Genomic DNA, 24,526 nt, shown 5'->3' with positions numbered 1-24,526 from the left:
GTGTTTTCGTTCACCGTCGACCCTGAGCACAACAGCAAGCACAACGAGCTGTACCGCGACTCCAGTCGCATCGGCCGCGCCGCTTTCATCTTCGCTGTCGTGCTCCTCGTCTTCGCTTTTATCATCACGCGCGTCTACCAAGGCGTGGGCTATCTCATGGCATCAGGACTGGTCATCATGGCGATCATCAGCGTGTTCATGGGATTTACCCTGCCCAAGAAAATGGGCACCCCACAGGAGCTGTATGACCAGTTCCCGCTGTGCCCCGCCATCATTGCCGAGGTCAACGGCAAGGACATCACCCTTCTTGCTCTTGTTAATCAGGCCGTGAACCAGGAGGCGAAGCCCATCTGGGCGCTGGCCGCACGGGTTGTGCAGGGGCTTCCCGGCCACGAGATCCGTGTGGGCGAGCGCGTGCCGTCCGTCGCAGTCGCGGGCCGCAGGGGCATCACGTCCCAGGAACTCCACGCGGAGATATCCCCCATGCCGATCTGCTGGGGTACCCCGGACCCCGAAGTTATCGCCGCCGCTAAGAAGGAAATCCCCGCAAACCAGTGGCGCCGCCTGGATGCGCTGCGCTCGCGCCTGGAAGATGTGAAGGCTACCAAGGAACAGCTCCTGACCTTGTAGGCCAACCACCTCTCTGCCCCTGCACATCTTGTGCAGGGGCTTTTGTACATCCACCACCGTGTATCCACATGTATATCCACCGCTGTATATGCACCTCCACCGCCGTATACCCCACCTCCACCGCTGTATATCCACCGCATTCGTGCGCTCTTGTCGGGATACACCTCTTGACCTATACCCATAGGGGGTATAGGTTTAGAGGGGTACAAGATAACCGACCGAAAGGAACACACTCATGGCAACGACAACGTACAAGGTTGAGGGCATGACCTGCGGACACTGCAAAAAGGCAGTGGAGGAAGAAGTGGGCGCTATCGACGGCGTGACCGCCGTGGAGGCCAACGTTGAGGCCAAGAACGTCACTGTCACCGGCGACAACGTCTCCGAGGATGCCGTAGCCACCGCCGTCGAAGAGGCCGGCTACACCCTGGTCAAGTAACTCATTCTCCCGTAAGAAAGGTTCCCCATGACTCAACCGCAACTCCTCCACGTGGATTTGGGCGTGACCGGCATGACGTGCACGTCCTGTTCTTCCCGTGTAGAGAGAAAGCTGAACAAGCTGGACGGTGCGGAGGCGACGGTGAATTTCGCCACCGAGTCCGCATCCGTCTCCTACGACCCGGCCAAACTCTCTCCGGCTGATCTCATTCAGACCGTGGAGAACACCGGGTACGGCGCGTTTGAGATGGGGAACACTGACACCTCTGACAGCTCCTCTGCTGTAGAGGACCCGACCTCCGCTGTCGATGCCGCGCGTGAACGCGAGGCAGACGACCTCAAGCGGAGGCTGATTATTTCCGCCGTGCTCGCTGTACCGGTCATGCTCATCTCCATGATTCCGGCGCTGCAGTTCATGCACTGGCAATGGGCAGTCCTCACGATGGCCACGCTTGTCTACGTCATCGGCGGGGCCCCCTTCCACAAAGCCACCCTGACAAACCTCAAACACGGCGCGTTCACCATGGACACGCTCATCTCCATGGGCACGACCGCCGCCTACCTCTGGTCCCTGTGGGCATTGTTCCTCGGCAACGCAGGCATGCCCGGCATGAAGATGGAGATGCACCTTGTGGCCAGCAACTCCACCATGGACGAGATTTACCTCGAATCCGTCGCCGTGGTCATCGCCTTCCTGCTCCTCGGGCGCTGGTTCGAAACGCGCGCCAAGGGGCGCTCATCCGAAGCCCTACGTGCCCTCCTCACGATGGGGGCCAAGGATGCCTCCGTGCTCCGAAATGGCAAGGAGGAGCGTGTGAGCGTGGATTCTCTAGCCGTTGGCGATATCATCGTCGTCCGCCCCGGAGAGAAAATCGCCTCCGACGGCGTCGTTACTGAGGGCGCATCCGCCGTCGACGAGTCCATGCTCACCGGCGAATCCGTACCCGTCGAAGTAACAACCGGCGATACCGTCACCGGTGCCACGATCAATACCTCTGGTCGCCTGCTCGTCCGCGTCACTCGAACCGGCACGGATACGACCCTGTCCCAGATGGCGCAGCTCGTCACCGATGCGCAGGCGAAGAAGGCGCCCGTGCAGCGCCTCGTGGACAAGATCGCACAGGTCTTCGTCCCCGTCGTGATTGGTGTCGCGCTTGTCACCCTCGTCATTCACCTCCTCGCCGGATCCGGCCTGGCACCGGCGTTCACCTCGGCTGTTGCCGTTCTCATCATCGCCTGCCCATGCGCCCTCGGGTTGGCAACGCCGACAGCGCTGCTCGTCGGCACCGGACGTGGCACACAGCTCGGCCTCCTCATCAAGGGACCAGAAGTGCTCGAGTCCACCAAGAAAGTCGACACCATCGTCTTGGACAAAACCGGAACCGTCACAACCGGCGAGATGTCCGTCCACGATGTCACGCCCGCTGCAGGTGTGGAAGACAAAGAACTGCTCGCAGTGGCGGGCGCAGTCGAGGCTAACTCCGAGCACCCCATCGCTGCAGCAATCGCACAGCATGCGGCAAGTATTGGCGAGCTTCCCGCTGCACAAGACTTTTCCAACAAGCCCGGCGTGGGCGTGGAGGCGACCGTCGACGGGCGACGGGTGCGCGTCGGCAAGCCAGAAGAAGAGCTTGGAGCACTCACCGCAACCTTTGAACACGCCCAGGAAACCGGCGCAACGCCGGTCGTGGTAACGATCGACGGCACCGTCGCGGGCATCATCAGCGTGCGCGACACTGTGAAAAAAAGCTCCCCTACCGCCATCTCCGGCCTGAAGGACCTGGGGCTTACCCCCTGGCTTCTCACCGGCGACAACAAGGGCGCAGCGGATGCCGTGGCGCGCGAAGTAGGCATTGACCCCGCACACGTCATTGCCGGTGTGTTACCGCAGGACAAGGTCACCCACGTGGAAAAGCTCCAAACCTCAGGACACAACGTTGCCATGGTCGGCGACGGTGTCAACGATGCTGCCGCACTCGCGCAAGCCGACCTCGGACTGTCGATGGGGGCCGGTACCGACGTGGCGATTGAGGCCTCAGACATCACGCTCATGAACAATGACCTGGTCTCCGCCGTGGACGCCATCCGCCTGTCGCGGCGCACCCTGCGCACAATCAAGGGGAACCTTTTCTGGGCGTTCGTCTACAACGTCCTGCTCATCCCCGTCGCTGCCTTCGGCATCCTCAGCCCCATGCTCGCCGGGATAGCGATGGCGTTCTCCTCCGTTTTCGTCGTCACCAACTCCCTGCGCCTGCGCAACTTTGAAAGGACACACCAGTGAACCACGACAACTGCGATCACAGCCACTACGGCTACATCCAAGAAAAAGCCCGCTACCTCGCCCGCCTCAAGCGCATCGAGGGGCAAGTTCGCGGGATCCAACGCATGATCGACGAGGACAAATACTGCATCGATATTCTCACCCAGGTCAGCGCCGTCAACTCCGCGCTCAAGGGTGTCGGCCTCCAGCTACTCGACGACCACATGCGCCACTGCGTGAAAAACGCGGTGAAGCAGGGCGATGAGGAGGCAAACGAAAAGTTCAAAGAAGTCTCCGACGCCATCGCGCGTTTCACACGATAGGACCCACCATGCACTCCCACGACCATTCCCATGACCACGCTCACGACCACGCGCAGAACGCCTCCCTCACAGCCCTCACCGTCTCCTTCGCAATGACCGCAACCATATTCATTGCGCAGGTCATCGGCGGACTGATTTCTGGATCGCTCGCGCTCCTCTCCGATGCCATGCACATGCTGTCCGATTCCACGGGCATGGTCATCGCCATCGTGGCGCTCCTCATCGGCCGGAAAGCCGCCACGGCAAAGGCAACATTTGGGTACCGGCGCGTGGAAGTCATCGCGGCAATGATCAACGCACTCGTTGTGACGGGTGTCGTGGCAACCATCATCTACAACGCCGTCATCCGGCTCGGCTCTGAGTATGAGATCCAAACAGTAACCATGCTCGGCGTTGCAGTAGTCGGCCTTATCGCAAACGCCGTCAGCGCGCTCATCCTCATGCGCCGCCAACATGACTCCCTCAACATGAGGGGTGCCTACCTCCACGTCCTTTCCGACCTTCTGGGATCAGTCGCTGTCATCATCGCGGGCATCATCATCTGGCTTACCGGCTGGACCTATGCAGACTCCATCGCCTCCTTCATCATCGCCGGCATGGTGCTCCCCCGTGCGCTCGGACTGCTCCGCGACTCGGTGTACGTGCTCCTCAACCGTGTGCCCTCCTCCATTGACACGGTAGCGGTGCAGCGCACCGTGGAGGCTCTGCCGCACGTCGCCGCCGTGCACGATCTCCACGTGTGGTCTACCGACGGAACAGAGCCCCTGGCCACGTGCCACGTCGTCGTCGCCGAGGGGATCCATGCCGACTGTGAGATCCTCGATGCCGTCCAGGCTGCGCTCCGCAAGTTTGGGATCGACCACTCGACCATCCAGATTGAGCGCCCCTCTCACATCGACCATGAGGTCGTCTGCTGATCTCATAGCATCGCCCCCTTCCCCCGCCCGGCTTCCAGCCGGGCATTTTCTTTGTCCCGCTCTTGAATCAGCTCCCCTCCGCGTATGTGAGACGACCTCTACCAAACGGAGAGGTGCCATCGCCTCTTGCTTGTCCGCCGGCGCAGCAGGCGATCACACGGTCACGTGTGGATTCCCAGGAGACCTCAGCATGGGCTTGCAGTACGCTTTCTGTCCACGCTCAAACCATGCCGACAACCACACGTCCCGATCATTGGCCACGAGTAGTTTCAGTTGCATATAGAACCCGACGACGACTCTCCCGCACGCCTTGTCTAGAAGCATTATCCGCGACGCTGAAAAGCCGGAACAGTCGATCTCCAACTAGCACCATCGCAGGTCAGACAGAAAAGAATTGCTGCGTAACCGTAACGTTTTGCGAGGCAGAATCAGAAAACTCATAGCGACGATTGGCGGTTACATCCGTTACTGGTGAACAGAGCAGGCCAAGCACAGGGAGGCATTGATGAACGAAAAATTCCGACTCAGTTGAACACATTCCATGTGTAAGACATGTTCCAGAGCTGGCTATAAAAGGCGATAAGGAGGAGCTGGCGGGGGCGGGCGCGCACGTTTGGGTGCGCGTTTGGGCGCATAGCAGAAGACCGGCCCGCGAACTGGTGTTCGTGGGCCGGTCTTTTATGTTTGTGGTCGGCGGTGTCCTACTCTCCCACATCCTCCCGGGTGCAGTACCATCGGCGTTGGTTGGCTTAGCTTCCGGGTTCGGAATGGGACCGGGCGTTTCCCAACCACTATCGCCACCGACACGTCTTATTTTGGGCGTGTTGTTTTCATTTATCTTTTCGTCGTCGGCGTCAGCCGACGGTGTGGTGTGTCTGATATTGCATAGTGGACCACGTGTGATTCGTTGTTCGCGTTTAGTGTTTGTAGCAGGTTATAGTGTTTTTTAAAAGTATGGTTATTAGTACCAGTCACCTTCGGTGGTTACCCACCTTCCAATTCTGGCCTATCAACCCCATCGTCTATAGGGAACCTAAGAAACCTTATCTTGAAACAGGCTTCCCGCTTAGATGCTTTCAGCGGTTATCCTTCCCGTACGTAGCCAACCAGCCGTGCCACGGGCGTGACAGCTGGCACACTAGAGGTACGTCCATCCCGGTCCTCTCGTACTAGGGACAGCCTTTCTCAAGTTTCTTAACGCGCGCGGCGGATAGAGACCGAACTGTCTCACGACGTTCTGAACCCAGCTCGCGTGCCGCTTTAATGGGCGAACAGCCCAACCCTTGGGACCTACTCCAGCCCCAGGATGCGACGAGCCGACATCGAGGTGCCAAACCATCCCGTCGATATGAACTCTTGGGGAAGATCAGCCTGTTATCCCCGGGGTACCTTTTATCCGTTGAGCGACACCACTTCCGTACATCGGTGCCGGATCACTAGTCCCTACTTTCGTACCTGCTCGACATGTCCGTCTCACAGTCAAGCTCCCTTATGCACTTACACTCTAAACACCTGATTGCCAACCAGGCTGAGGGAACCTTTGGGCGCCTCCGTTACATTTTGGGAGGCAACCGCCCCAGTTAAACTACCCACCAGGCACTGTCCTTGAAACCAGATCATGGCCCGAAGTTAGACATCCAATCCGATCAGAGTGGTATTTCACCTTCCGACTCCACGCGCACTAGCGTGCACGCCTCAACGTCTCCCACCTATGCTACACAAACCGAACCGAACACCAATACCAAGCTATAGTGAAGGTCCCGGGGTCTTTTCGTCCTGCCGCGCGAAACGAGCATCTTTACTCGTACTGCAATTTCACCGGGCCTATGGTCGAGACAGCAGAGAAGTCGTTACGCCATTCGTGCAGGTCGGAACTTACCCGACAAGGAATTTCGCTACCTTAGGATGGTTATAGTTACCACCGCCGTTTACTGGGGCTTAAATTCTCCGCTTCGACCACAAAATGATCTAACAGGTCCTCTTAACCTTCCAGCACCGGGCAGGCGTCAGTCCGTATACATCGAATTAACCTTCTTCGCACAGACCTATGTTTTTGGTAAACAGTCGCTTCCCTCTATTCTCTGCGCCCCACAACCGCACTAGTTGCTGTCAGCAACGGTCATGGGTCCCCCTTCTCCCGAAGTTACGGGGGCATTTTGCCGAATTCCTTAACCATAGTTCACCCGTTCGCCTTAGTATTCTCAACCTGACCACCTGTGTCGGTTTGGGGTACGGGCCACACTTGCACTCGCTAGAGGCTTTTCTCGACAGCACAGGATCACCACCATCACCCTTTAACAGGCTACGCATCACGCCTCACACATAAATGAGAACGGCATTTAACACGTCCTCGTGCCACACGCTTACACCACAATCCACTAAGTGGCGCGGCTACCCTACTGTGTCACCCCATCACGTGGCTACTACCACATCAGGTCCCACACACAAAAAACAACACCCCACATCAAAAATGCAGGAAAACGTTGATCTCCATGGGTGGTTAGTATCAATGATTCACCATTTGTCGCACATGCGCGGGTACCAGAATATCAACTGGTTATCCATCGACTACGCCTGTCGGCCTCGCCTTAGGTCCCGACTCACCCTGGGAAGACCAGCTTCACCCAGGAACCCTTAGTCATCCGGCGGGTAGGATTTCCACCTACCATTCGCTACTCATGCCTGCATTCTCACTCGCACACACATCCACCAACCGTTACCAGCAGGCTTCACACAATGCACGACGCTCCCCTACCCAAAAACAAAAAACATTCTTGCCGCGGTTTCGGCGGTGTACTTAAGCCCCACTACATTGTCGGCGCACAACCACTTAACCAGTGAGCTATTACGCACTCTTTCAAGGATGGCTGCTTCTAAGCCAACCTCCTGGCTGTCATCGCGATTACACATCCTTTTCCACTTAGCACACCCTTAGGGGCCTTAACCGGCGATCTGGGCTGTTTCCCTCTCGACTACGAAGCTTATCCCCCGCAGTCTCACTGCCGTGGACCATACATACGGCATTCGGAGTTTGGCTGACGTCACTAAGACAAAATCCCGCTCAATCAACCAGTAGCTCTACCTCCGCAGCACTACCAACGACGCTGCACCTAAATGCATTTCGGGGAGAACCAGCTATCACGGAGTTTGATTGGCCTTTCACCCCTACCCACAACTCATCCCCGCAGTTTTCAACCTACGTGGGTTCGCGCCTCCACAAAGTCTTACCCTTGCTTCACACTGGCCATGGGTAGATCACCCCGCTTCGGGTCCAGAACATGCCACCAACACCCTACATTAGGATTCGGTTTCCCTCCAGCTACCTACAACAAATAGTTAACTTTAAAGCGACATGCCGCTGACTCGCAGGCTCATTCTTCAAAAGGCACGCCATCACCCCATTAAAAGAGGCTCTGACGGATTGTCAACACACGGTTTCAGGAACTATTTCACTCCCCTCCCGGGGTACTTTTCACCATTCCCTCACGGTACTCATACACTATCGGTCACAAGCAAGTTATCAGACTTACCGGACGGTCCCGGCAGATTCACAGCAGATTCCACGAGCCCACTGCTACTCGGGGACACCACGCACACCCAAGCACACACATTTCACGTACAGGACTCTCACCTACTCCGGCAGGCGATTCCACACCACTTCCGCTACGCATGCGCTAAAGGCTGGTGGCAAAAAGGTTGACCACCAACGCAGACCCCACAACCCCACACACAACACCCCAACCAAGGCATCACGCTGCATGCAGTTTAGTCAAAAATTCGCTTTCGTTCGCCACTACTCACAAAATCACAATTGTTTTCTTACACACCAGGTACTAAGATGTTTCACTTCCCCGGCCACTCCCGCACAACTATGAATTCATCATACGGTAACCCCCATCACTGAGGGCTAGGTTTCCCCATTCGGACATCCTCGGATCAACGCTCATACGGCAACTCCCCGAGGCTTAACGCAGCCCACCACGTCCTTCATCAGCTTGCCATGCCCAGGCATCCACCGTGTGCCTAAAAAATAAAAAACACAAACACAATGCCACAATCAAAAAACTAAAACATGAACAAAAAAGAAATCACACGCGTCCACTATACAATTCACACACACCACACCACCACAACCAAAAAACAAGAAAACAAAAACCCTGTCTTTCAACCATGGTGACCAAAAGGAACAACACATATTGCCCCAGACACCCAACAGCATGCCAATGCACCACCACATGTTTTTCACGTTCAACACAATCCTTGCAGCACCCACATATTGGGCGGCTCACCCGTTTTGCATCCACGCTGGATTCAAAACTTTAGGCGCGGTCACACCTGCGGCGACACAAACACCTGCATCCCCTACCAACCATGAGTGCCAGTAGAAGAAAAAAATAATAAATAAAACTCCTTAGAAAGGAGGTGATCCAGCCGCACCTTCCGGTACGGCTACCTTGTTACGACTTCGTCCCAATCGCCAATCCCACCTTCGACCACTCCCCCCGGAAAACCGGTTGGGCCATGGGCTTCGGGTGTTACCAACTTTCATGACGTGACGGGCGGTGTGTACAAGGCCCGGGAACGTATTCACCGCAGCACTGCTGATCTGCGATTACTAGCGACTCCGACTTCATGGGGTCGAGTTGCAGACCCCAATCCGAACTGAGACTGGCTTTCGCGATTAGCTCCACCTCACGGTGTCGCACACGCACTGTACCAGCCATTGTAGCATGTGTGAAGCCCTGGACATAAGGGGCATGATGATTTGACGTCATCCCCACCTTCCTCCGAGTTAACCCCGGCAGTCTCTCACGAGTCCCCACCACAACGTGCTGGCAACATAAGACAAGGGTTGCGCTCGTTGCGGGACTTAACCCAACATCTCACGACACGAGCTGACGACAACCATGCACCACCTGTAAATGAGCCACAAGGGACGAACTATCTCTAGCCCAATCTCACATATGTCAAGTCCAGGTAAGGTTCTTCGCGTTGCATCGAATTAATCCACATGCTCCGCCGCTTGTGCGGGCCCCCGTCAATTCCTTTGAGTTTTAGCCTTGCGGCCGTACTCCCCAGGCGGGGCGCTTAAAGCGTTAGCTACGGCACAAACCCCGTGGAAGGGACTCACACCTAGCGCCCACCGTTTACAGCATAGACTACCAGGGTATCTAATCCTGTTCGCTACCCATGCTCTCGCTCCTCAGCGTCAGTAACTGCCCAGAGACCTGCCTTCGCCATCGGTGTTCCTCCTGATATCTGCGCATTTCACCGCTACACCAGGAATTCCAGTCTCCCCTACAGCACTCAAGCAATGCCCGTATCGCCTGCCAACCAAAAGTTAAGCCCCTGGATTACACAGACGACGCGACACACCACCTACGAGCCCTTTACGCCCAGTAAATCCGGACAACGCTCGCACCCTACGTATTACCGCGGCTGCTGGCACGTAGTTAGCCGGTGCTTCTTATCCAGGTACCGTCAAAAAAACTTCGTCCCTGACGAAAGGAGTTTACAACCCGAAGGCCTTCATCCCCCACACGGCGTCGCTGCATCAGGCTTCCGCCCATTGTGCAAAATTCCCCACTGCTGCCTCCCGTAGGAGTCTGGGCCGTATCTCAGTCCCAATGTGGCCGCACACCCTCTCAGGCCGGCTACCCGTCGCCGCCTTGGTAGGCCATTACCCCACCAACAAGCTGATAGGCCGCAAGCTCATCCCACACCAGAAAAACCTTTCCACCACACCAACCACGATGCGGTCCTATAGGGTATTAGACCCAGTTTCCCAAGCTTATCCCCCAGTGCAGGGCAGATCACTTACGTGTTACTCACCCGTTCGCCACTCGAGCACCCTTGCAAGCAAGGGCCTTTCCGTTCGACTTGCATGTGTTAAGCACGCCGCCAGCGTTCATCCTGAGCCAGGATCAAACTCTCCAACAAAAAATAAGTTGAACAAGCAAAAAACAGCTCAAACCAAAAAAAATAAAACGTTCCAAAAGAACAAAAGCGTAAAGAAAAAAGTAAACAAAAAACAATGATGGCCTCAACGAGAAAACCACCACCACAATGTCAACAAAATTCTTGAAGCGCCACATCCACCAAAACGAAACCAAAACGGAAACGCCTTGTACAGAGCCAGATGACAGCCCCCCAGCCACAAAACCAGAAAACCACACCCAACAAGCACCACAAAAACCTGTCAAACAAACAAAAAGTAGTACATCAACACACTATCGAGTTCTCACACAACATGCCGCACAAAATCCACGCTCGACCACATCGAGCCGCTTCAAAAGCGCGAGTTCACATATTAACCAGGAAGTAAACAAAAGTCAAAACCCAGTCAACAACCACACCAACAACCAAAACAACCAAAAAGCTTTTAGGCCCCCGATGCGGTGAAAACAACAATAAACCACACACCAACAAAACCACAAACCCGCAGGTAAAGTTGAGGTTTAAGGTTCCCGCATTCTCCAGATATGCGCGGATACGCAGCTCGCAACGGCGAAAAGGATGACGGGGACCCACCAGATCCCTACGACAACTCCGGTAATGAGCATGGAGATGATCATCGTCACCCACAGTGACCCGAGGGTTTTCTTCTTGGCGCTGCGCGTCATCTCCCCTTTTTCGTAGTTGGAGATGTAGGGCCCGATGACGGGGTGCGTGCGAACGTAGTTCTCGAATTTCGGCGAACTCCGGGCGAAGAAAAATACGGCGGCGAGGGCAAATGGCGTGGTGGGCAGGATCGGCAATGCAACACCGATAAGTGCGAGTGCCATGTTGATGACACCGCCGGTGAAGAATATTGCGCGCTTCATCGTCGCCTCCTGTCTGCGTGTTTTGCCGGCGACCAGGTGGGGGCGGTCCCCAAAAAAACAAATGGTGCTTTATGCATCGCGAGCATTACGCTAACAACTGTATCTTTTCGCCTTTCCGTGGTTTAGGAGGACCTTCCGTGGCTGAAGAAACCACAGCTCAGTTGACCCATCCGGTTGATGCTGTCCCGTCGGCACCGAAACTTGCCGCCCTTGGCTTGCAGCACGTGCTTGCTTTCTACGCAGGTGCCGTCATTGTGCCGCTGCTGATCGCCAGTTCGCTCAATCTCGATTCTGCGACAACGATTCACCTCATTAACGCCGATCTGCTGACCTGTGGCATCGCCACCATTATCCAGTCGGTGGGCATCGGCAAGCACGTTGGCGTGCGGTTGCCCATTATTCAGGGCGTGACAACAACGGCCGTGTCCCCCATTATCGCTATCGGCTTGGGCGCGACCAACGGTGAGGGCGGTGTCGCTTCGCTTCCCACCATTTACGGCGCCATCATCGTGTCGGGCTTGTTCACGTTCTTCGCGGCTCCCGTGTTCGGTCGGGTGCTGAAGTACTTCCCCCACATCGTTACCGGTACGGTGCTGCTGGTCATGGGTACTTCACTGCTTGCGGTGTCCACCAATGACTTCGTCAACTACGCCGAAGGTGTCCCGGCCACGCGCGATCTCCTCTACGGGTTCGGCACGCTGGCAGTTATCGTGCTTGTCCAGCGCTTCTTCCATGGTTTCCTCGCCACGTTGTCGGTTCTCATCGGCCTCGTCCTCGGCACTGCCGTGGCACTGATTCTTGGCGATACCTCCTTTGCTGATGTTGCAACGGCCAACGCATTCGGCATCACCACCCCCTTCTACTTCGGTATGCCCCGCTTCGATCTTGTTGCCATCTTCTCCATGATCATCGTCATGATCATCACCATGGTTGAGACCACTGGGGATGTCTTTGCCACCGGCGAAATCGTCAAGAAACGTATCCGCCGAGACGATGTTGTGCGCGCCATCCGCGCCGACGGTTTATCCACCTTCATCGGTGGTGTCATGAACTCTTTCCCGTACACGTGCTTCGCACAAAACGTCGGTCTTGTGCGCCTGACCGGAGTGAAGTCGCGGTGGGTCGCAACCACGGCCGCCGGGTTCATGATCTTTTTGGGTCTCTTACCCAAGGCAGGTGCCATCGTCGCGTCGATCCCTGCCCCGGTCTTGGGCGGTGCATCGCTTGCGCTGTTTGCCAACGTCGCCTGGGTGGGTCTGCAGACCATCGCCAAGGCAGATCTATCCGACGGTCGCAACGCCGTGATTGTGACCACCGCGTTGGGCCTGGCCATGCTCGTCACGTTCAAACCCGAGATCGCAGAGGTGTTCCCGGCCTGGGCCCAGACCTTCGTCTCCTCAGGCATGTCTCTCGGGGCCATCACAGCAATTGCGCTTAATTTGTTGTTCTTCCACGTCGGCAAGCAGAGCGGGGCGCGTGTCTCACGGGCGACGGGCAAGGGAGTAACCCTGGCGGAGCTCAACACAATGGACCGCGACGAGTTCGTCGCAGCCCTTCGTCCCCTCTTCAATAACGAGGTTTTTCCCCTGGAAACCGCGTGGGAGGCCCGCCCCTTTAACGACGTCAACGAGTTGCGCGCGGCGATCCAGGTCGCGGTACTGACTGCCCCCGCAGAAAAGCGCGAGGCCCTCGTCCACGACTACCCGTCCATGGCTGAGCTTTTGCTTGTCGACGACTCGGAGTCGTCGTCTATCTCCGCCGATCGCGGTTCACTTGGGCTTACGGATCTGGACAGCGTTCAGACCGCCAAGTTGAAAGACATCTCCACCGCCTACCACGACAAGTTCAACATGCCGTTTGTCGCCTACCTAGACACCAACGACACCGTCGATCGCGTTATCGATGCGGGTGTGCGTCGCCTCGCCAACTCCCCGGAGCAGGAGCACCGCGCGATCCTTTCGGAAATCGTCGAGATCGCCAACGACCGCTTTGATCTCCTTCTTGCCGATGCTAACCCGGTCCGCTCTGCATGGGATCGTAAGTTCACCGAAGTGGAGTAATACGACCTTCTACCGCGAAACGGTTGGCTCCCGCCCAGCGGAATGCAACAGCGATTCCGACGAGCGGGGGCTTTTTCGATCCCGATGGGGGCGGATTCTAGAGGTTCTTTATTGCTTTACTCGTCGTGGCATCAGGCTACCGGTGCACCCCAGAAAAGCTATCCTTTCCATTCGGGAATGAGGAGGGCGCATGTGGTGAAACGTATCTCCCTTTCGGCTTCCCGCTGTCCACGGAGGTTTCACCAGCACCTAACCGGATCGTCCGGTCGCATGAGGCACTCCCGACAAGAGGATACTGGTTTGCCACCCCACCCCCGTTTTCCAGGCACCTGCACCATTGTTATATGCTTCCCTTTTGTTACCACCCCTATATGAGGGTTATTTAGCGAGTTCGTAGGACTTTTCCCGGCGTAGAGTCGAGGCATGAGTACGGCATTGATTGTAGGGGCGGGCCTCATTGGAATGTCGTTCGCACAGCGCTTTGTCAACTCCGGCTGGAATGTCCACATCGCCGATGTCGCAGCCGAGGTTGAGGAGAAGGTCACAGATACATTCGGCGACAGATTCGGGACGACGGTTACCTTTTCCACAGACATGAAAAAGGCAGCCGAGGGGGTGGACTTCGTCCAGGAGTCGGGGCCGGAAAAGATCGAGATCAAGCGACAGATGTTCGCCGATCTTGCCGCAGCCACAGACGACGGTGTGCCACTTGCATCGTCGAGTAGTGCCCTCCTTCCGTCGAAAATTGCCGAGGGCAACCCGGCAGCAGACCGGATCCTTATCGGTCACCCGTTCACCCCTCCGTCTCTAATGCCTGTGCTTGAGATCGTCCCCGGACCGGGAACCTCGCAGGAGATCGTCGATAAGGCCCTGGCGGTGTACAAAGAGATTGGCCTGGACCCCTCGCAACTGAAGAAAGAGATTCCGGGATTTGTGGGCAACCGCATCCAGAAGATCATCATGTGGGAGCTCATCGGCCTGGTGCAAGAGGGCGTCGTCGATGTCGAGGAAGCCGACCGCATCGTTCGCAACTCCCTTGGTTTGCGGTATGCCACCGTCGGCCCGTTCGAGGCGAACCAGCTCGGTGGGGGTAAACAGGGCATTCGTGGGCTTTTTGAAAATATTGCCTACGACTGGGATACGACCTTGAAGCCGCTCCAACCGGACCTGGGCCACATGGAGGATATTTTCACAGCTGTCGAGGAGGCCTTCGGCGACGACCCAGATGCCCGCATCGCCAAGCGCGACCATGACTTGCAGGGGTTTCTCGAGGTCAGAGGGGACAAAAAGTAAACCATCGTCCACAAAGGAGCGCACCGATATTTCCCAGTGCGCGCTTGTGCCCCTGACTGTCAGCCCACCTCGTTAATGCCCGCCGTGACCGGGGAAATCAGCGTCATGACCGGGAAAGTCGGGGTGGGTGTGCTCGTGGAGCGACATGTCTTGTCCATGCGCATGGGTATGGGAGTGCGCGTGGGCATGGGGGTGGGTGTGTACAAGGTCACCGTGTGAATGCTCGTGCGTGTGCACATGCACGTGCTCGTGGGTGTGCTGGATGCCGATCGTGTCCAGGGCAATGACGACGGTGGCCACGACCATGACCGCTGCCGCCAGGAAGAACTGCCCGGTCATGTGTTCTCTCAGCATGACAAAGCTAAAGAAAACGCCGATGAACGGGCCGACGGAGTAGAAAGCCGATGTCTTTGCAGCACCCAGATGTCTTTGCGCCACGATATACAACTTGATGGACAGGCCGAAGGCGAATGCGCCGATGACAAGTGCTGCGAAGATCCAGGGTATGGCGGGCACAGCGTCGCCAAGTGCGAGAGAGATCGTGAGGGAACCGGTACCTGACCCCAGGCCTTTAATGAGCACGATTTGAGTCGAGTCCTTGTCAGAAATCTTCCTCGTGCAGTTGTTTTCCACACCCCAACACACCGTCGCGGCGAGAGCAAGCAACGCACCACTGTTCAGGGAAAAACCTCCTGCGAGATCCCCAGCATCGGCGGTGAGCAGTATGGATGCGAACAACACGAGCCCAATACCGACCCACAGTCGCCGGGAGACTTTCTCGCCAAAGAACACGAGAGCGATAAGCGCCGTCGCGACGATCTCAAAGTTGTTGAGGAGGGAGACTGTCGCGGCCTGCGTCCGTGCGACACCTGCGAGAAGGAGGATGGGGGCTGCTATGTCTAAAACCACCATGGCGATGGTGTACGGCAGATCTGAGCGAACAAGTCGCGGCGGACGCGTCCATGAGCGGTCCGTTTGGGCGCGTCGTTTTTCTACAACCGCGATGACCACCATTGCGAACCCCGCGCCGAGGTAAAACATAGCGGCAGTCATGGTGGAGCTCATGTGCTCAAACAGAATCTTGGACAGTGGCACGCTGAGCGCGTACAGCGTCGCTGCCAAAAGCGCAATGAGGCTAGCCCACCAGCGAAGAGTCATCGCACTTCCTTCCAGAGCCAACCGTACAGCCAGCACCCCGCTGGCGGTGCGGACTCACCCAATCCATCACCTCGAACATTACGCCTATGGGGCAAGTGAAAACGAGTGTCCACGTAGAGTTGTTATCTCCCTTAGCGCACGGTTCCAGATGCCTGGCCTACCTCTTCCGGCTGCTTGATACGGTCCTGAGCCTTTTCGAGGTCAGTCTTCTTCGACTCTTCGAGCTCACGCATCTTCTCAGCTAAAGGTTCCAGCTCCTTCGCCTTTGTGCGGTACTTTGCTGCTTCGTCGCGCAGCTTCTTAACGTACTCCCGGTCGAAGGTTTCTTTTTCTTTCTCTCCGGAATTGTTCCCCTCGTTGGAGTTGTTCTGACTGTCGTTCTCGGGAGCGTCTGGCTCCTTGACGGCATCGTCTTGGTTGTTTGGACTGCCCCATCGTGATTCGCTTGTAGCCATAGCGCTTCATCGTCCGGGACGACCTCGGCATCCCCGGTCTCGGGCGCTGCGAACCATTCGATCCACAGCAGGGTTGCACGGCATCAAGAGGCTGGTAAACGAAAGAAAACCCCAGGCCGTTACCGGTCTGGGGTTTCCCTACTCGTGGAGCTGCCGGGAATCGAACCATCGGGTACGCCCACCAGCTTCTTTAATGGATTTGTTTCTTTCGTGGCCACATTGTGGCCGCTACGCCGCAGAGATCACCGGCTACAGGTCCTCTCTAATCTCAGGGGGAATCGGAATATCGGTACCGATTGCGCGGAGCTCTCTGATATGTCGCAGTGACACGGGGTATTTCACAATTGCCACCGGCCTCAGCTCCGCCACCTGGACGGCCAAATCTTGGACGGCGGCGCGCAGGCCCGCAACCTCCTCCACAGTCTCCTCAATAGCCACAGCGTGCGGCTTGTCACCATCACCGGTTTTCTTCATTTTGGAGGTCACCACCGAGGCTAAAAGCCCCACAAGGGCCACGGCGATGGTGCCCAATGTTGTGACGAGAACGTTCGGGTCAAGCCCGTTTGCCATAAGATACTGTCCCCCTCATCCTGATCTCCCCTGAACGGCCCTTCCAAATCGAATGCATCACAAGCAGTGCAATGCACGCGTGTGGTGCTCCGAACCGCTCAAAGGTTGGAAACGGCGTCAAGAGTGTGAACACACTCCAGGCAGCGCACCACCCCACAGCGATTGCCAGAGCCCACCTAGACCACCTCGAGGCCTGGGTGACAGCAGCCGCCACAAGCACCATCCCAATAGCCACCCACACAGTGGTGAGCAGCCACGGTGGCATGAGTTGCTCCAGAAGGTGCGTATGCGGAGGCAGTCTAATCTTCGACGCGTGTGCTACTGCACGTGTGAGGAAAAACCCCGCCAAAATCAGCATGATTCCGGCATCGGTGCGCAGCCAGTCCCGCAGTCTGCGGGCCGGTGGCCTCCACGCCGGTGGCAGGTGCTCAATCGGCATCGTGTATCACCTCTGAGAGGAATCAGATTCTGCAGCCTCAAGGCGTGGCGCCATCGACGGTGTCATCGCGTCCCGCGTGAATCGATTGAGGAGTGCGCTAGCTGCTGTGACCACCGCGACAAGCAACGTTCCCACAGTTGTCCCCTGCCAGTCAGGAGAATCGGCCAACTGTGACAGGATTGCCACCACTCCAGTAACGATGATCAGGATCGACCCTTTGTAGCGACGCCATGGCGATTCGCCCGCGATAACCTGCTCTGCAACCGCAGTTACACTGTGCTTTCCCATTATGCCTCACCTCCCTCGTGGGCATGAGCCTCGCCGGCCACACATTCTGCCTGCTGCTTGTCTGCCTCCACCTGGGCAGCCGAGGCTTTACCATGATATTCCCTGTGTAACTCCTCAACCTTCCTATCAGTGAGCTTGACGTAGTCGAGCAGATTGCCACGGTACTCGGACCCCTCCACTAGCGATCCGGTGGCTTGAGCCACAGTCCTATGCAAGTCGACAGTAAGGTCGCGGATTTGAATAACAGCGTCAAAAAGCTGTCGTTGTTCGTCAGAGCTGAGAGCGCTCATAATGGATTCTCCATTCTCATCAGTAGTGCCCTTTAGCAGGGCGAGATATGTGTTTACGGTGTCGGCAAGGACGTCCATTGGGAACCCCTCGCCGGGGTCGACGTGGTCAGTTCCTCCCCACACTTGGGTTGCCTTGTGGGTCGAAATGCCCGTGATTCCCTTGAGAAGCCCGGGGCCGTCGACGATGACCGTGGCAATGTGCATATCGTGACACCAGCGCGCTACCTCCCATGCCCCCCTGTAGAGCATGTCTTTCAGCTCGCCAAGCCATTGCTCACGAGTCTCATTTCCCCACGCCACCCACGAGATGTGCATTCCGTTATCATTGCCTTTATTCCCCGTGGACCAGGTCAGCCAGTCCGGTGTGTTCTCCCTCAGGAGCTTGTCCTTGTCCACAAGAGTGTGATAGCTGCCAGATTGCGAATTTATCTGGTAGGTCGCCACATTTTCAGCGGGGGTTCCCGGCGAGTTGACGGTGACGTGACAGAACACGTAGGCGACCTGGGCGAGTGGGCGGGGTCGGCCGAAGGTGAATCGGTGTGTCCAGTCGACGATGGGTGGCGGGTCGATGACGTCAACGATGTTCTTTGATGGGGTCGGCAGCTCGGGGATTGCGCGCCAGCCCCATTCATCATGGAGGGTGTCATTTTCATCCACTTGCACGCCAGCTGGGCCTGGAACGTTGTGGGTTTTCTGGTACAGGGTGGAGTAGGGAGCAAAGCCACGCGATCCCCAGGAACTTGTCACCCAGCCGAGGACCCGCCCCGGCGCGACTGTGGCCGCCACATTGTCTTCCATGGCCCAGTGGACGACGCGGGAGTGTCCGTAGATGCCGACGCGTTGCCTTCCGAGGACCTCACAGCACGCGCGGAGATATTCGACGGCCGTCGTGTTCCACTGCTCCAGTGTGATGTTGAAGTCGACGGCGAAATACACCGGGTGCCCTGCACAATCGACAGCGTTGAGGTAGTCACGTGCTGCCGACGCGTCAGCCACGCCGCCATCGTAGCCACGGAGGGCATCGGGAGCTGCGGCGCCGCCATATTGCCAGACGAAGCCGAAGCGGATTCCAGCGTTATCAAGTTCGTCGAGGTAAGTGCGTGGCGGTTGTTTTGCTGTCATCCACGGCTCGCGTGGAGGAGAACAGTACAGCATGACCCCGGTGGCATTGTGCTTGAGGAGGTCTGCCGCCGGCGGTAGTCCGGCCGAGAAATCGAGCACTGTCATCTCTAGACCTCCGGGGAGATCTCGGCGCGCCATAGTTCGGGCTGGTCGACGGGTTGGGTTCCGGGTGGGTCCATGATCATGCCGCAGCCTGTGGCGATCCAGGTGTCGCCCTGGTGGGTTACGCGGTCGCCTTTGAGGTAGGCATCAATGGCTGAGGTGGGTTTGGCCCAGGGTTCTGGTTTGTCAGCGCCACGGTGGGCGGGTTTGGACAGTGCCTTACGGATGGTGGTGACGGTTTTCTCATCGGAGTCCCACACCCAGGGTAGGGCGTTACGGCGTTCGCGTTCCTTATCGATGTCCATGGAGCGGTCCCAGCAGGCTTGCTGGTGGGTGCCGAGCTCTTGGTCTGTGAGTGTGGTGAGGTCGGTGTCGAGGGTGATTTTCTTGGAATCTGGCATGGGTTTTTCCTTTCCTGTATTGCCACGTGTTGTGTTGTGTGTTGTGTTGTGTGTTGTGTTGTGTGTTGTGTTGTGTTTACATGGCTCACCTCCGAATAAGAGAGTGTGAGGGATTTTGTGTGTGAGGCTCTGATTTGAAAGGAGCCTCACCGATAATGACTACGGTGTTCCCGAAGAAGAGCTACGACCCGAGCAGGGGCAACGAGATCAGTGAGATGCATGTCATTGTTATGGTTTCCGAGCGACGAGTGCTGTGAGCTCGTCGCTCACTGCTCGGATTTTGTTTTGAGAAGAAAGCAGCTGCTGTCGTAAAGAGATAAGGTTGCTTGGCTCCTCGAGTGAGAAGCGGGGGGAGAGAATGAGTGCCAGCTCATAAAGAGTTTTCCCACGTGGCTCCACTATGTACAGGTGATCCAGGTCGCCGGGGGCGAAGTTGCAGACAGATATAAACGGCGTTCCGCCTGTGAAGGTTCCGACGGCGACGGCAGTGCCTATAAATGTTTTTGAGCGGATACGGATCTGATTAAAATTATTGCCTTCGTATTCGAGCTTTAGGCCGGCGTTAGTAATTACCTTTGTCCAATCACCTGAACTAGGTGAGGCATTTATCAGCCGTGTTCTGGTGGCGTCAATGAGATTATCGCGGTAAATATTAGTCGCATGATCGAAGCTGCGCTGTAGTCGCAGGAACTCGCTAACAGCGGCCTGTAGCTCGATATTCTTCTTGTTAATAGCAATCTGAGCAGATTGGTTTGCGTCGATTTGCGCCTGGTCGATAACATCCAGGTCGAGGGTGAGACCGGCGAGATATTGGACAGTTTTTACACCGTTCGGATGACTCCAATAGAATTTGGCGAGTTTGACCCATTCAACCTCCGGATTAAACGCTATGGTGGATTCTATAAGGGTGGGAGTTGTTGGCACCTCCAAATTTTCCACCAGATATGATCCTCTAGCTGAGCCTGTGTAATCCCAGCGGGGTCCGGCCCATCCGCCCCAATTGCCGGTTTTCTTCTTCGGCGTGACGTAGCTAGAGACGGCACCGGATTTCACAGCATACGCCCCGTTCTTATCCCGCATTTCAATATAAAGGCGGGAGCCAGCGTCGAACGCCCATGTCCAAAAGCGGAGCCGGTATTTCTTGCCGGGCTGCACCTTCACTAAGCGCATAGGAGGGGCAGTGGTGCCGCCCTGCGAGTATTTGTATCGATTGCCTAATGGGGCTGCGTATTTCCCGGTCGCACCATCAACGACGGTGCCAAGGCCTGGCTGCTGCCACCAGATCGGCTCCGGTGCCGCCCACGACCTAGGTGGCTCGGAAACTATAAGCGAGGTGCCAATTGGAACTATTGTGCCAGCTCGAAGCTCCCTAACGGTGATGGAATCCGCTTTTATTTTTGACGCGTCAATAGTCTCGGCACCAATACGGCGCGCGTCGATAATACCGGAGGTGATTTTTCCCGCATCCAGGTTAGCTATCACCTGGTTACCAATGGTTTGTGTGACCCAGCTTGTGCCGGTCCACCGCCACTGGCCCACAATCGTGTTGCCGGAGTATCTAAACCATGTGTCGCCGGGGAGCGCACCACGAGCGGCGGGGTCGCGGGCTGCGTACCAGACTCGGTTTTTCGTGTTCGCAGCCTCTGCAGAAATAGCGGTAGCAGCAGACACGGATGCCTCCTCAGTCACAGGGGACCAGGTGGCGGTTCCATTAGAAAACAGGGTGCGGATTGTCACCCACAGTTTCTGACCCACCTGGTAGGCAGGCTGCGACGTGGACCAGCCCGATGGGTTACCAGTGCCCTGCGGTGTGCCCGGTTTCGACCCAGCCCACCGCCAAAAATGCGTCACCGATGTAGTCGACACACCCCGGGAACCCGTAGCACCACGAGGACCTTGCGGACCCTGGGGGCCTGTGGCGCCGGTATTGCCTTTCGCCCCCTGGGGTCCACGTGGCCCAGTGTCACCGATCTTGCCCACAGAGTACCCAGTCTCGGAGGTTCCATCCGAGTATGTCCACACGAACCGTGTCCACATGAACTGGCCCGGCGCGGCGGCCGGTGGCTGCACCTGCCACCCGGACGACGGGGCCCGGGTTCCGGAGGTGGACACAGCATAGGTCACGGTGGTGGAGGTGAGTTTCGTGCCGTCTTTACCCGGGCGGCCATCACTACCCGTAGCCCCCTTCGGGCCTTGGGCACCGGTTGCACCACGCGGACCCTGGGGGCCGGTTTCGCCGATCTTGCCGACTGTGTAAATGTCTTCGGTGGTGTTGTCGGTGTAGCGGAGGGTAGTTTTGGTCCAAACAAACTGGCCTGCCGGGACACTAGCCGGGGGTTGTATCCCCCACCCAGAGGTGGGGGCTTGGGTGCCAGAGGCAGACGCTGCATACGTGATGGTGGTGTCACGCACCCCCACCCCGTTCTTGCCCGGCACACCATCAGCACCCGGCTCCCCCTTAGGCCCCTGAGGGCCTGGTTGCCCCGGCGCGCCTGTTGTCACAACAGCGGGGCCACGCTCCACACGGCCATCACCAAAATAGGTGACCGACCGCTGCCACACCACACCAGCCTCATCCCCAGGATAGGCCTGCGACCACCCCGACACAGGTGCCTCCACACGAGACGCCCCCGCCGCGAACTCAAACACCTGCTCCGTCACAGCCCGCCCCGCTGCATCCTTCGCCGCCGCAGCATCAGACCTAGCCACCACACCATCCCGCCTAGCAGCAACAGCCTCACCATAAGCAGACTCGGCTTTTGCGTTAGCGTCACCAACGTCTTTGAGCCGTTCTCGACGCTCCTGGGCTATCGCCGCCTCAATCTCCCTGTTTGACCTTTGCCGGGCAGCACTATCCGCCAACAAAGACCCGCCAACATGCACCCGCCAATCAATGACCGCACCCTGCTCAGACACGTCTGTAATCGAGGTAACAGGGGCTGTGACGACCTTCCCCCAGATTTGGACAGGAATAAGGTCATCAACGTCGAAGTCACGGCGCGGGATAAGACCATTAAGCCCGGCGCGGGTTACCTCCCGCTCGAAAAAGACTTCGCCGGAGGTACGTTTTGTAGCGGCATCGAGGGATGTTTCCACGTCACTGGCCCCAGAGTATGGCAGGGGTTTCCCGTCGACGCCGTAGTCTGCGGCAGTGATGGACACGTCGGTGCGGACGAACCGGCGTCCCATACGGCCGGGCGTGGTTTTAAGCTGCGAGACGTATCCGAATTCCTGGTCATCCGGCAGTGTGGGGCGCTGGTCCTCGGGGACGGACTCCGGCCACGTTACTGACCATCGGCCATACGAGCAGGCAGCCAGGGAGCGGAGCACGGTGAGTTCTCCCCCATCAGCGATGAGCGGTTGCATTTTCCTATGCCTCCTTGAGCATGTTGATTCGTACAATCTGCACCGGGTGATCCCACTCCCGCAGTGCGAATTGGGTGGGTTCTCGACTGGTGCGTACACGTATTGGCGTGTCGCCTGGCCACCACAGGCGCACCTCCACACCAAGACCGGCAGCCCGTGCGGGTTCCGAAATGGTGCCCCAGATGGGGTCATCATTGACACGGACCAGTGTTTCCGGCGACGTGTCTTCCGTGGTGTCAAATTCGACGAAGGCGTGCGGGTCGGACCAGCCCATGAGAGTGTTGACGGCGTCGAAGGAATCCTGCACGAGCTCTCTCAATATTTTCCTAGCTGGGCCTTTCTTCGTGTAGCCGTCCGCCCGCGTGCTTAAGGGAACCTGCGCTAACACACGTGGCGTCGAATATGGTTCACCAGACGCGTCCGTCTTCCACGTGGTGAATTTGCCTGCCTGCCACTGGACGGGAATTGATGGGCACGGCCACCACGCCAGCCCGTCAAGAAGGTCGACACCATGAACCGTGACCAAGGTTGGCGCCAACCCGCCAGACACAACCGTGTGTGTCACCGTTGCCACGCGACGCTCACCACCGCGCACCAGGCAGATCAGCCGCGTGGGACCAGCTGCAGGCACCAGCCGGCCCTCACTATCCATCACGCCAAGCCCTTCACCGATGAGGTCATTCACCACCCGGTCACCGGGCGACACTCTCACGGTGATCTCGATGGAGGATGCGGACAGGCGCTGCTCCGGAAACGACACAGACACCAACTGTCCGAGCTCGTAGATGGGCAGACCGTTCTCATCGAGTACACCCACCCATTGGCCTTCATCGGCGACCACAGCATTAATGTGTTTGCGCCACTCACCTAAATCCATGGGTCAAAAACTCCAATCTTCCACTCGAGACGTACCGGCCCCTCGGTGCGGAATGTCCTCGTGGCACCGACGGGGACCATCTCGGCCACTGCATCAACGGGAACCCGTGAACCTGACACCACATTGACGGCGGTTCCAGCTCCACCACGTGACAGGTCGAGAACATGCTCACCCGTCACTGAAGGCAACGGGATAGTGGTGCCGGACGGCAAAGTCACCTTTCCGGCACCCGAGAACACGATTTTTGGCCATACTGGCACATCTCCCCAATTCGTCACTGTGACAGTCCCAGTGCCCTTCCCAGTGGACAGCCACACGCCACCGTCAGCAACAAGCGCCACCTCCAATGCTGTGCCTGCACTCGGCACAGTGGACGGTGCTGGAAGTGACGCCGACAAGCGGACCGGCAACTCAAACCGGCGCTCCCCAATAAGCACAAGGAGCCCCGGCTGCCGGGTGGAGAAATCCCGGCGCGCCTTAGCCCACTGCTCCCGAGTGAACACCACCAACTGAAAACCGCCCTCCATGGGTTTAACTACCCGGTCGCGGAAATCCACTCGGCCGCCGGGCGCTCCAATCACAGACACCGGCGTGTCCTCAAACACACCCACCAGGCCGGTCAAAGACTCCGCCGCAATGAACGGCTCACCATCGGAACCATCCAACAGGCGGTATTCTGCCCCGCTGGGGGCGATATAACGCAACTCCACGTA

The 24,526-nt window shown here is 57.4% G+C and carries 17 protein-coding genes and 3 rRNA genes; 7 read left to right on the top strand and 13 right to left on the bottom strand.

Features of this window, described 5'->3' with window-relative positions; translation table 11 throughout:
* The 5 genes from CGLUCO_RS03890 to CGLUCO_RS03870 all read left to right on the top strand — a co-directional run bounded on the left by CGLUCO_RS03890 (position 1) and on the right by CGLUCO_RS03870 (position 4,568).
* On the top strand, positions 1 to 630 hold the full coding sequence (locus CGLUCO_RS03890) for a DUF3239 domain-containing protein (protein ID WP_084035940.1): 630 nt from the start codon (positions 1 to 3) through the stop codon (positions 628 to 630).
* 235 nt (positions 631 to 865) lie between these two features.
* On the top strand, positions 866 to 1,069 hold the full coding sequence (locus CGLUCO_RS03885; RefSeq protein WP_005391663.1) for a heavy-metal-associated domain-containing protein: 204 nt from the start codon (positions 866 to 868) through the stop codon (positions 1,067 to 1,069).
* Positions 1,070 to 1,096: 27 nt separating this feature from the next.
* The gene (locus CGLUCO_RS03880; protein ID WP_084035941.1) at positions 1,097 to 3,349 is read left to right on the top strand and encodes a heavy metal translocating P-type ATPase; all 2,253 of its coding nucleotides are present in this window, start codon (positions 1,097 to 1,099) and stop codon (positions 3,347 to 3,349) included.
* Positions 3,346 to 3,651, top strand: coding sequence for a metal-sensitive transcriptional regulator (locus CGLUCO_RS03875; RefSeq protein ID WP_005391661.1), 306 nt, complete (start codon positions 3,346 to 3,348; stop codon positions 3,649 to 3,651). The genes CGLUCO_RS03880 and CGLUCO_RS03875 overlap by 4 nt, the downstream gene beginning before the upstream one ends.
* 8 nt (positions 3,652 to 3,659) lie before the next feature.
* On the top strand, positions 3,660 to 4,568 hold the full coding sequence (locus tag CGLUCO_RS03870) for a cation diffusion facilitator family transporter (RefSeq protein WP_005395726.1): 909 nt from the start codon (positions 3,660 to 3,662) through the stop codon (positions 4,566 to 4,568).
* A gap of 688 nt (positions 4,569 to 5,256) precedes the next feature.
* On the opposite strand, the gene rrf is transcribed toward CGLUCO_RS03870, so the two are convergent.
* From rrf to CGLUCO_RS03850, 4 genes are all read right to left on the bottom strand, one after another.
* Positions 5,257 to 5,373: ribosomal RNA gene (gene rrf, locus CGLUCO_RS03865) — 5S ribosomal RNA — on the bottom strand.
* A 136-nt stretch (positions 5,374 to 5,509) separates the two neighbouring features.
* Positions 5,510 to 8,605: ribosomal RNA gene (locus CGLUCO_RS03860) — 23S ribosomal RNA — on the bottom strand.
* Between the two features lie 378 nt (positions 8,606 to 8,983).
* Positions 8,984 to 10,508, bottom strand: a 16S ribosomal RNA gene (locus CGLUCO_RS03855).
* The 16S, 23S and 5S rRNA genes sit together here, the layout of an rRNA operon.
* A 518-nt stretch (positions 10,509 to 11,026) precedes the next feature.
* On the bottom strand, positions 11,027 to 11,392 hold the full coding sequence (locus CGLUCO_RS03850) for a YbaN family protein (protein ID WP_084036563.1): 366 nt from the start codon (positions 11,390 to 11,392) through the stop codon (positions 11,027 to 11,029).
* 137 nt (positions 11,393 to 11,529) lie between these two features.
* Here CGLUCO_RS03850 and CGLUCO_RS03845 point away from each other — a divergent pair, with 137 nt between their 5' ends.
* Together CGLUCO_RS03845 and CGLUCO_RS03840 are read left to right on the top strand one after the other, a co-directional pair.
* A complete protein-coding gene (locus CGLUCO_RS03845; RefSeq protein WP_084036564.1) occupies positions 11,530 to 13,452 on the top strand; it encodes a solute carrier family 23 protein in 1,923 nt (640 codons plus the stop codon).
* Positions 13,453 to 13,875: 423 nt separating this feature from the next.
* Entirely contained in the window at positions 13,876 to 14,745 is an 870-nt protein-coding gene (locus CGLUCO_RS03840; RefSeq protein ID WP_084036565.1) for a 3-hydroxyacyl-CoA dehydrogenase NAD-binding domain-containing protein, read from the top strand.
* A 72-nt stretch (positions 14,746 to 14,817) separates the two neighbouring features.
* Here the strand turns inward: CGLUCO_RS03840 and CGLUCO_RS03835 are convergent, their stop codons facing one another.
* The 9 genes from CGLUCO_RS03835 to CGLUCO_RS03795 form a co-directional block, all read right to left on the bottom strand.
* The gene (locus tag CGLUCO_RS03835; RefSeq protein ID WP_084036566.1) at positions 14,818 to 15,903 is read right to left on the bottom strand and encodes a DMT family transporter; all 1,086 of its coding nucleotides are present in this window, start codon (positions 15,901 to 15,903) and stop codon (positions 14,818 to 14,820) included.
* A 131-nt stretch (positions 15,904 to 16,034) separates the two neighbouring features.
* Positions 16,035 to 16,358: a hypothetical protein gene (locus tag CGLUCO_RS03830; RefSeq protein WP_005390221.1), complete on the bottom strand. Its 324-nt coding sequence runs from the start codon at positions 16,356 to 16,358 to the stop codon at positions 16,035 to 16,037.
* Positions 16,359 to 16,607: 249 nt separating this feature from the next.
* On the bottom strand, positions 16,608 to 16,928 hold the full coding sequence (locus CGLUCO_RS03825) for a hypothetical protein (protein ID WP_084036567.1): 321 nt from the start codon (positions 16,926 to 16,928) through the stop codon (positions 16,608 to 16,610).
* 445 nt (positions 16,929 to 17,373) lie between these two features.
* Positions 17,374 to 17,655, bottom strand: a complete 282-nt coding sequence (locus tag CGLUCO_RS03820) for a hypothetical protein (protein ID WP_084036569.1) — start codon at positions 17,653 to 17,655, stop codon at positions 17,374 to 17,376.
* Complete coding sequence (locus tag CGLUCO_RS03815) at positions 17,655 to 19,172, bottom strand: DUF1906 domain-containing protein (RefSeq protein ID WP_159447593.1); 1,518 nt, start codon at positions 19,170 to 19,172, stop codon at positions 17,655 to 17,657. The genes CGLUCO_RS03820 and CGLUCO_RS03815 overlap by 1 nt, the downstream gene beginning before the upstream one ends.
* A 2-nt stretch (positions 19,173 to 19,174) precedes the next feature.
* Positions 19,175 to 19,570: a hypothetical protein gene (locus CGLUCO_RS03810; RefSeq protein ID WP_084036571.1), complete on the bottom strand. Its 396-nt coding sequence runs from the start codon at positions 19,568 to 19,570 to the stop codon at positions 19,175 to 19,177.
* A gap of 228 nt (positions 19,571 to 19,798) precedes the next feature.
* Positions 19,799 to 22,936 carry a collagen-like domain-containing protein gene (locus CGLUCO_RS03805; RefSeq protein ID WP_084036407.1) on the bottom strand — a complete coding sequence of 1,046 codons (3,138 nt, stop codon included), beginning with the start codon at positions 22,934 to 22,936 and terminating at the stop codon, positions 19,799 to 19,801.
* A 4-nt stretch (positions 22,937 to 22,940) separates the two neighbouring features.
* On the bottom strand, positions 22,941 to 23,813 hold the full coding sequence (locus tag CGLUCO_RS03800) for a hypothetical protein (protein ID WP_084036408.1): 873 nt from the start codon (positions 23,811 to 23,813) through the stop codon (positions 22,941 to 22,943).
* Positions 23,804 to 24,523: a hypothetical protein gene (locus tag CGLUCO_RS03795; RefSeq protein ID WP_084036409.1), complete on the bottom strand. Its 720-nt coding sequence runs from the start codon at positions 24,521 to 24,523 to the stop codon at positions 23,804 to 23,806. Before CGLUCO_RS03795 ends, CGLUCO_RS03800 begins: the two co-directional genes overlap by 10 nt.
* Between the last annotated feature and the right edge of the window lie 3 nt (positions 24,524 to 24,526).

The sequence above is a fragment of the Corynebacterium glucuronolyticum DSM 44120 genome (genome assembly GCF_030440595.1).
GTDB classification, from domain to species: domain Bacteria; phylum Actinomycetota; class Actinomycetes; order Mycobacteriales; family Mycobacteriaceae; genus Corynebacterium; species Corynebacterium glucuronolyticum.
Note: the sequence above shows the minus strand (reverse complement) of the source record. Positions and strands in the feature narration are given on the sequence as shown.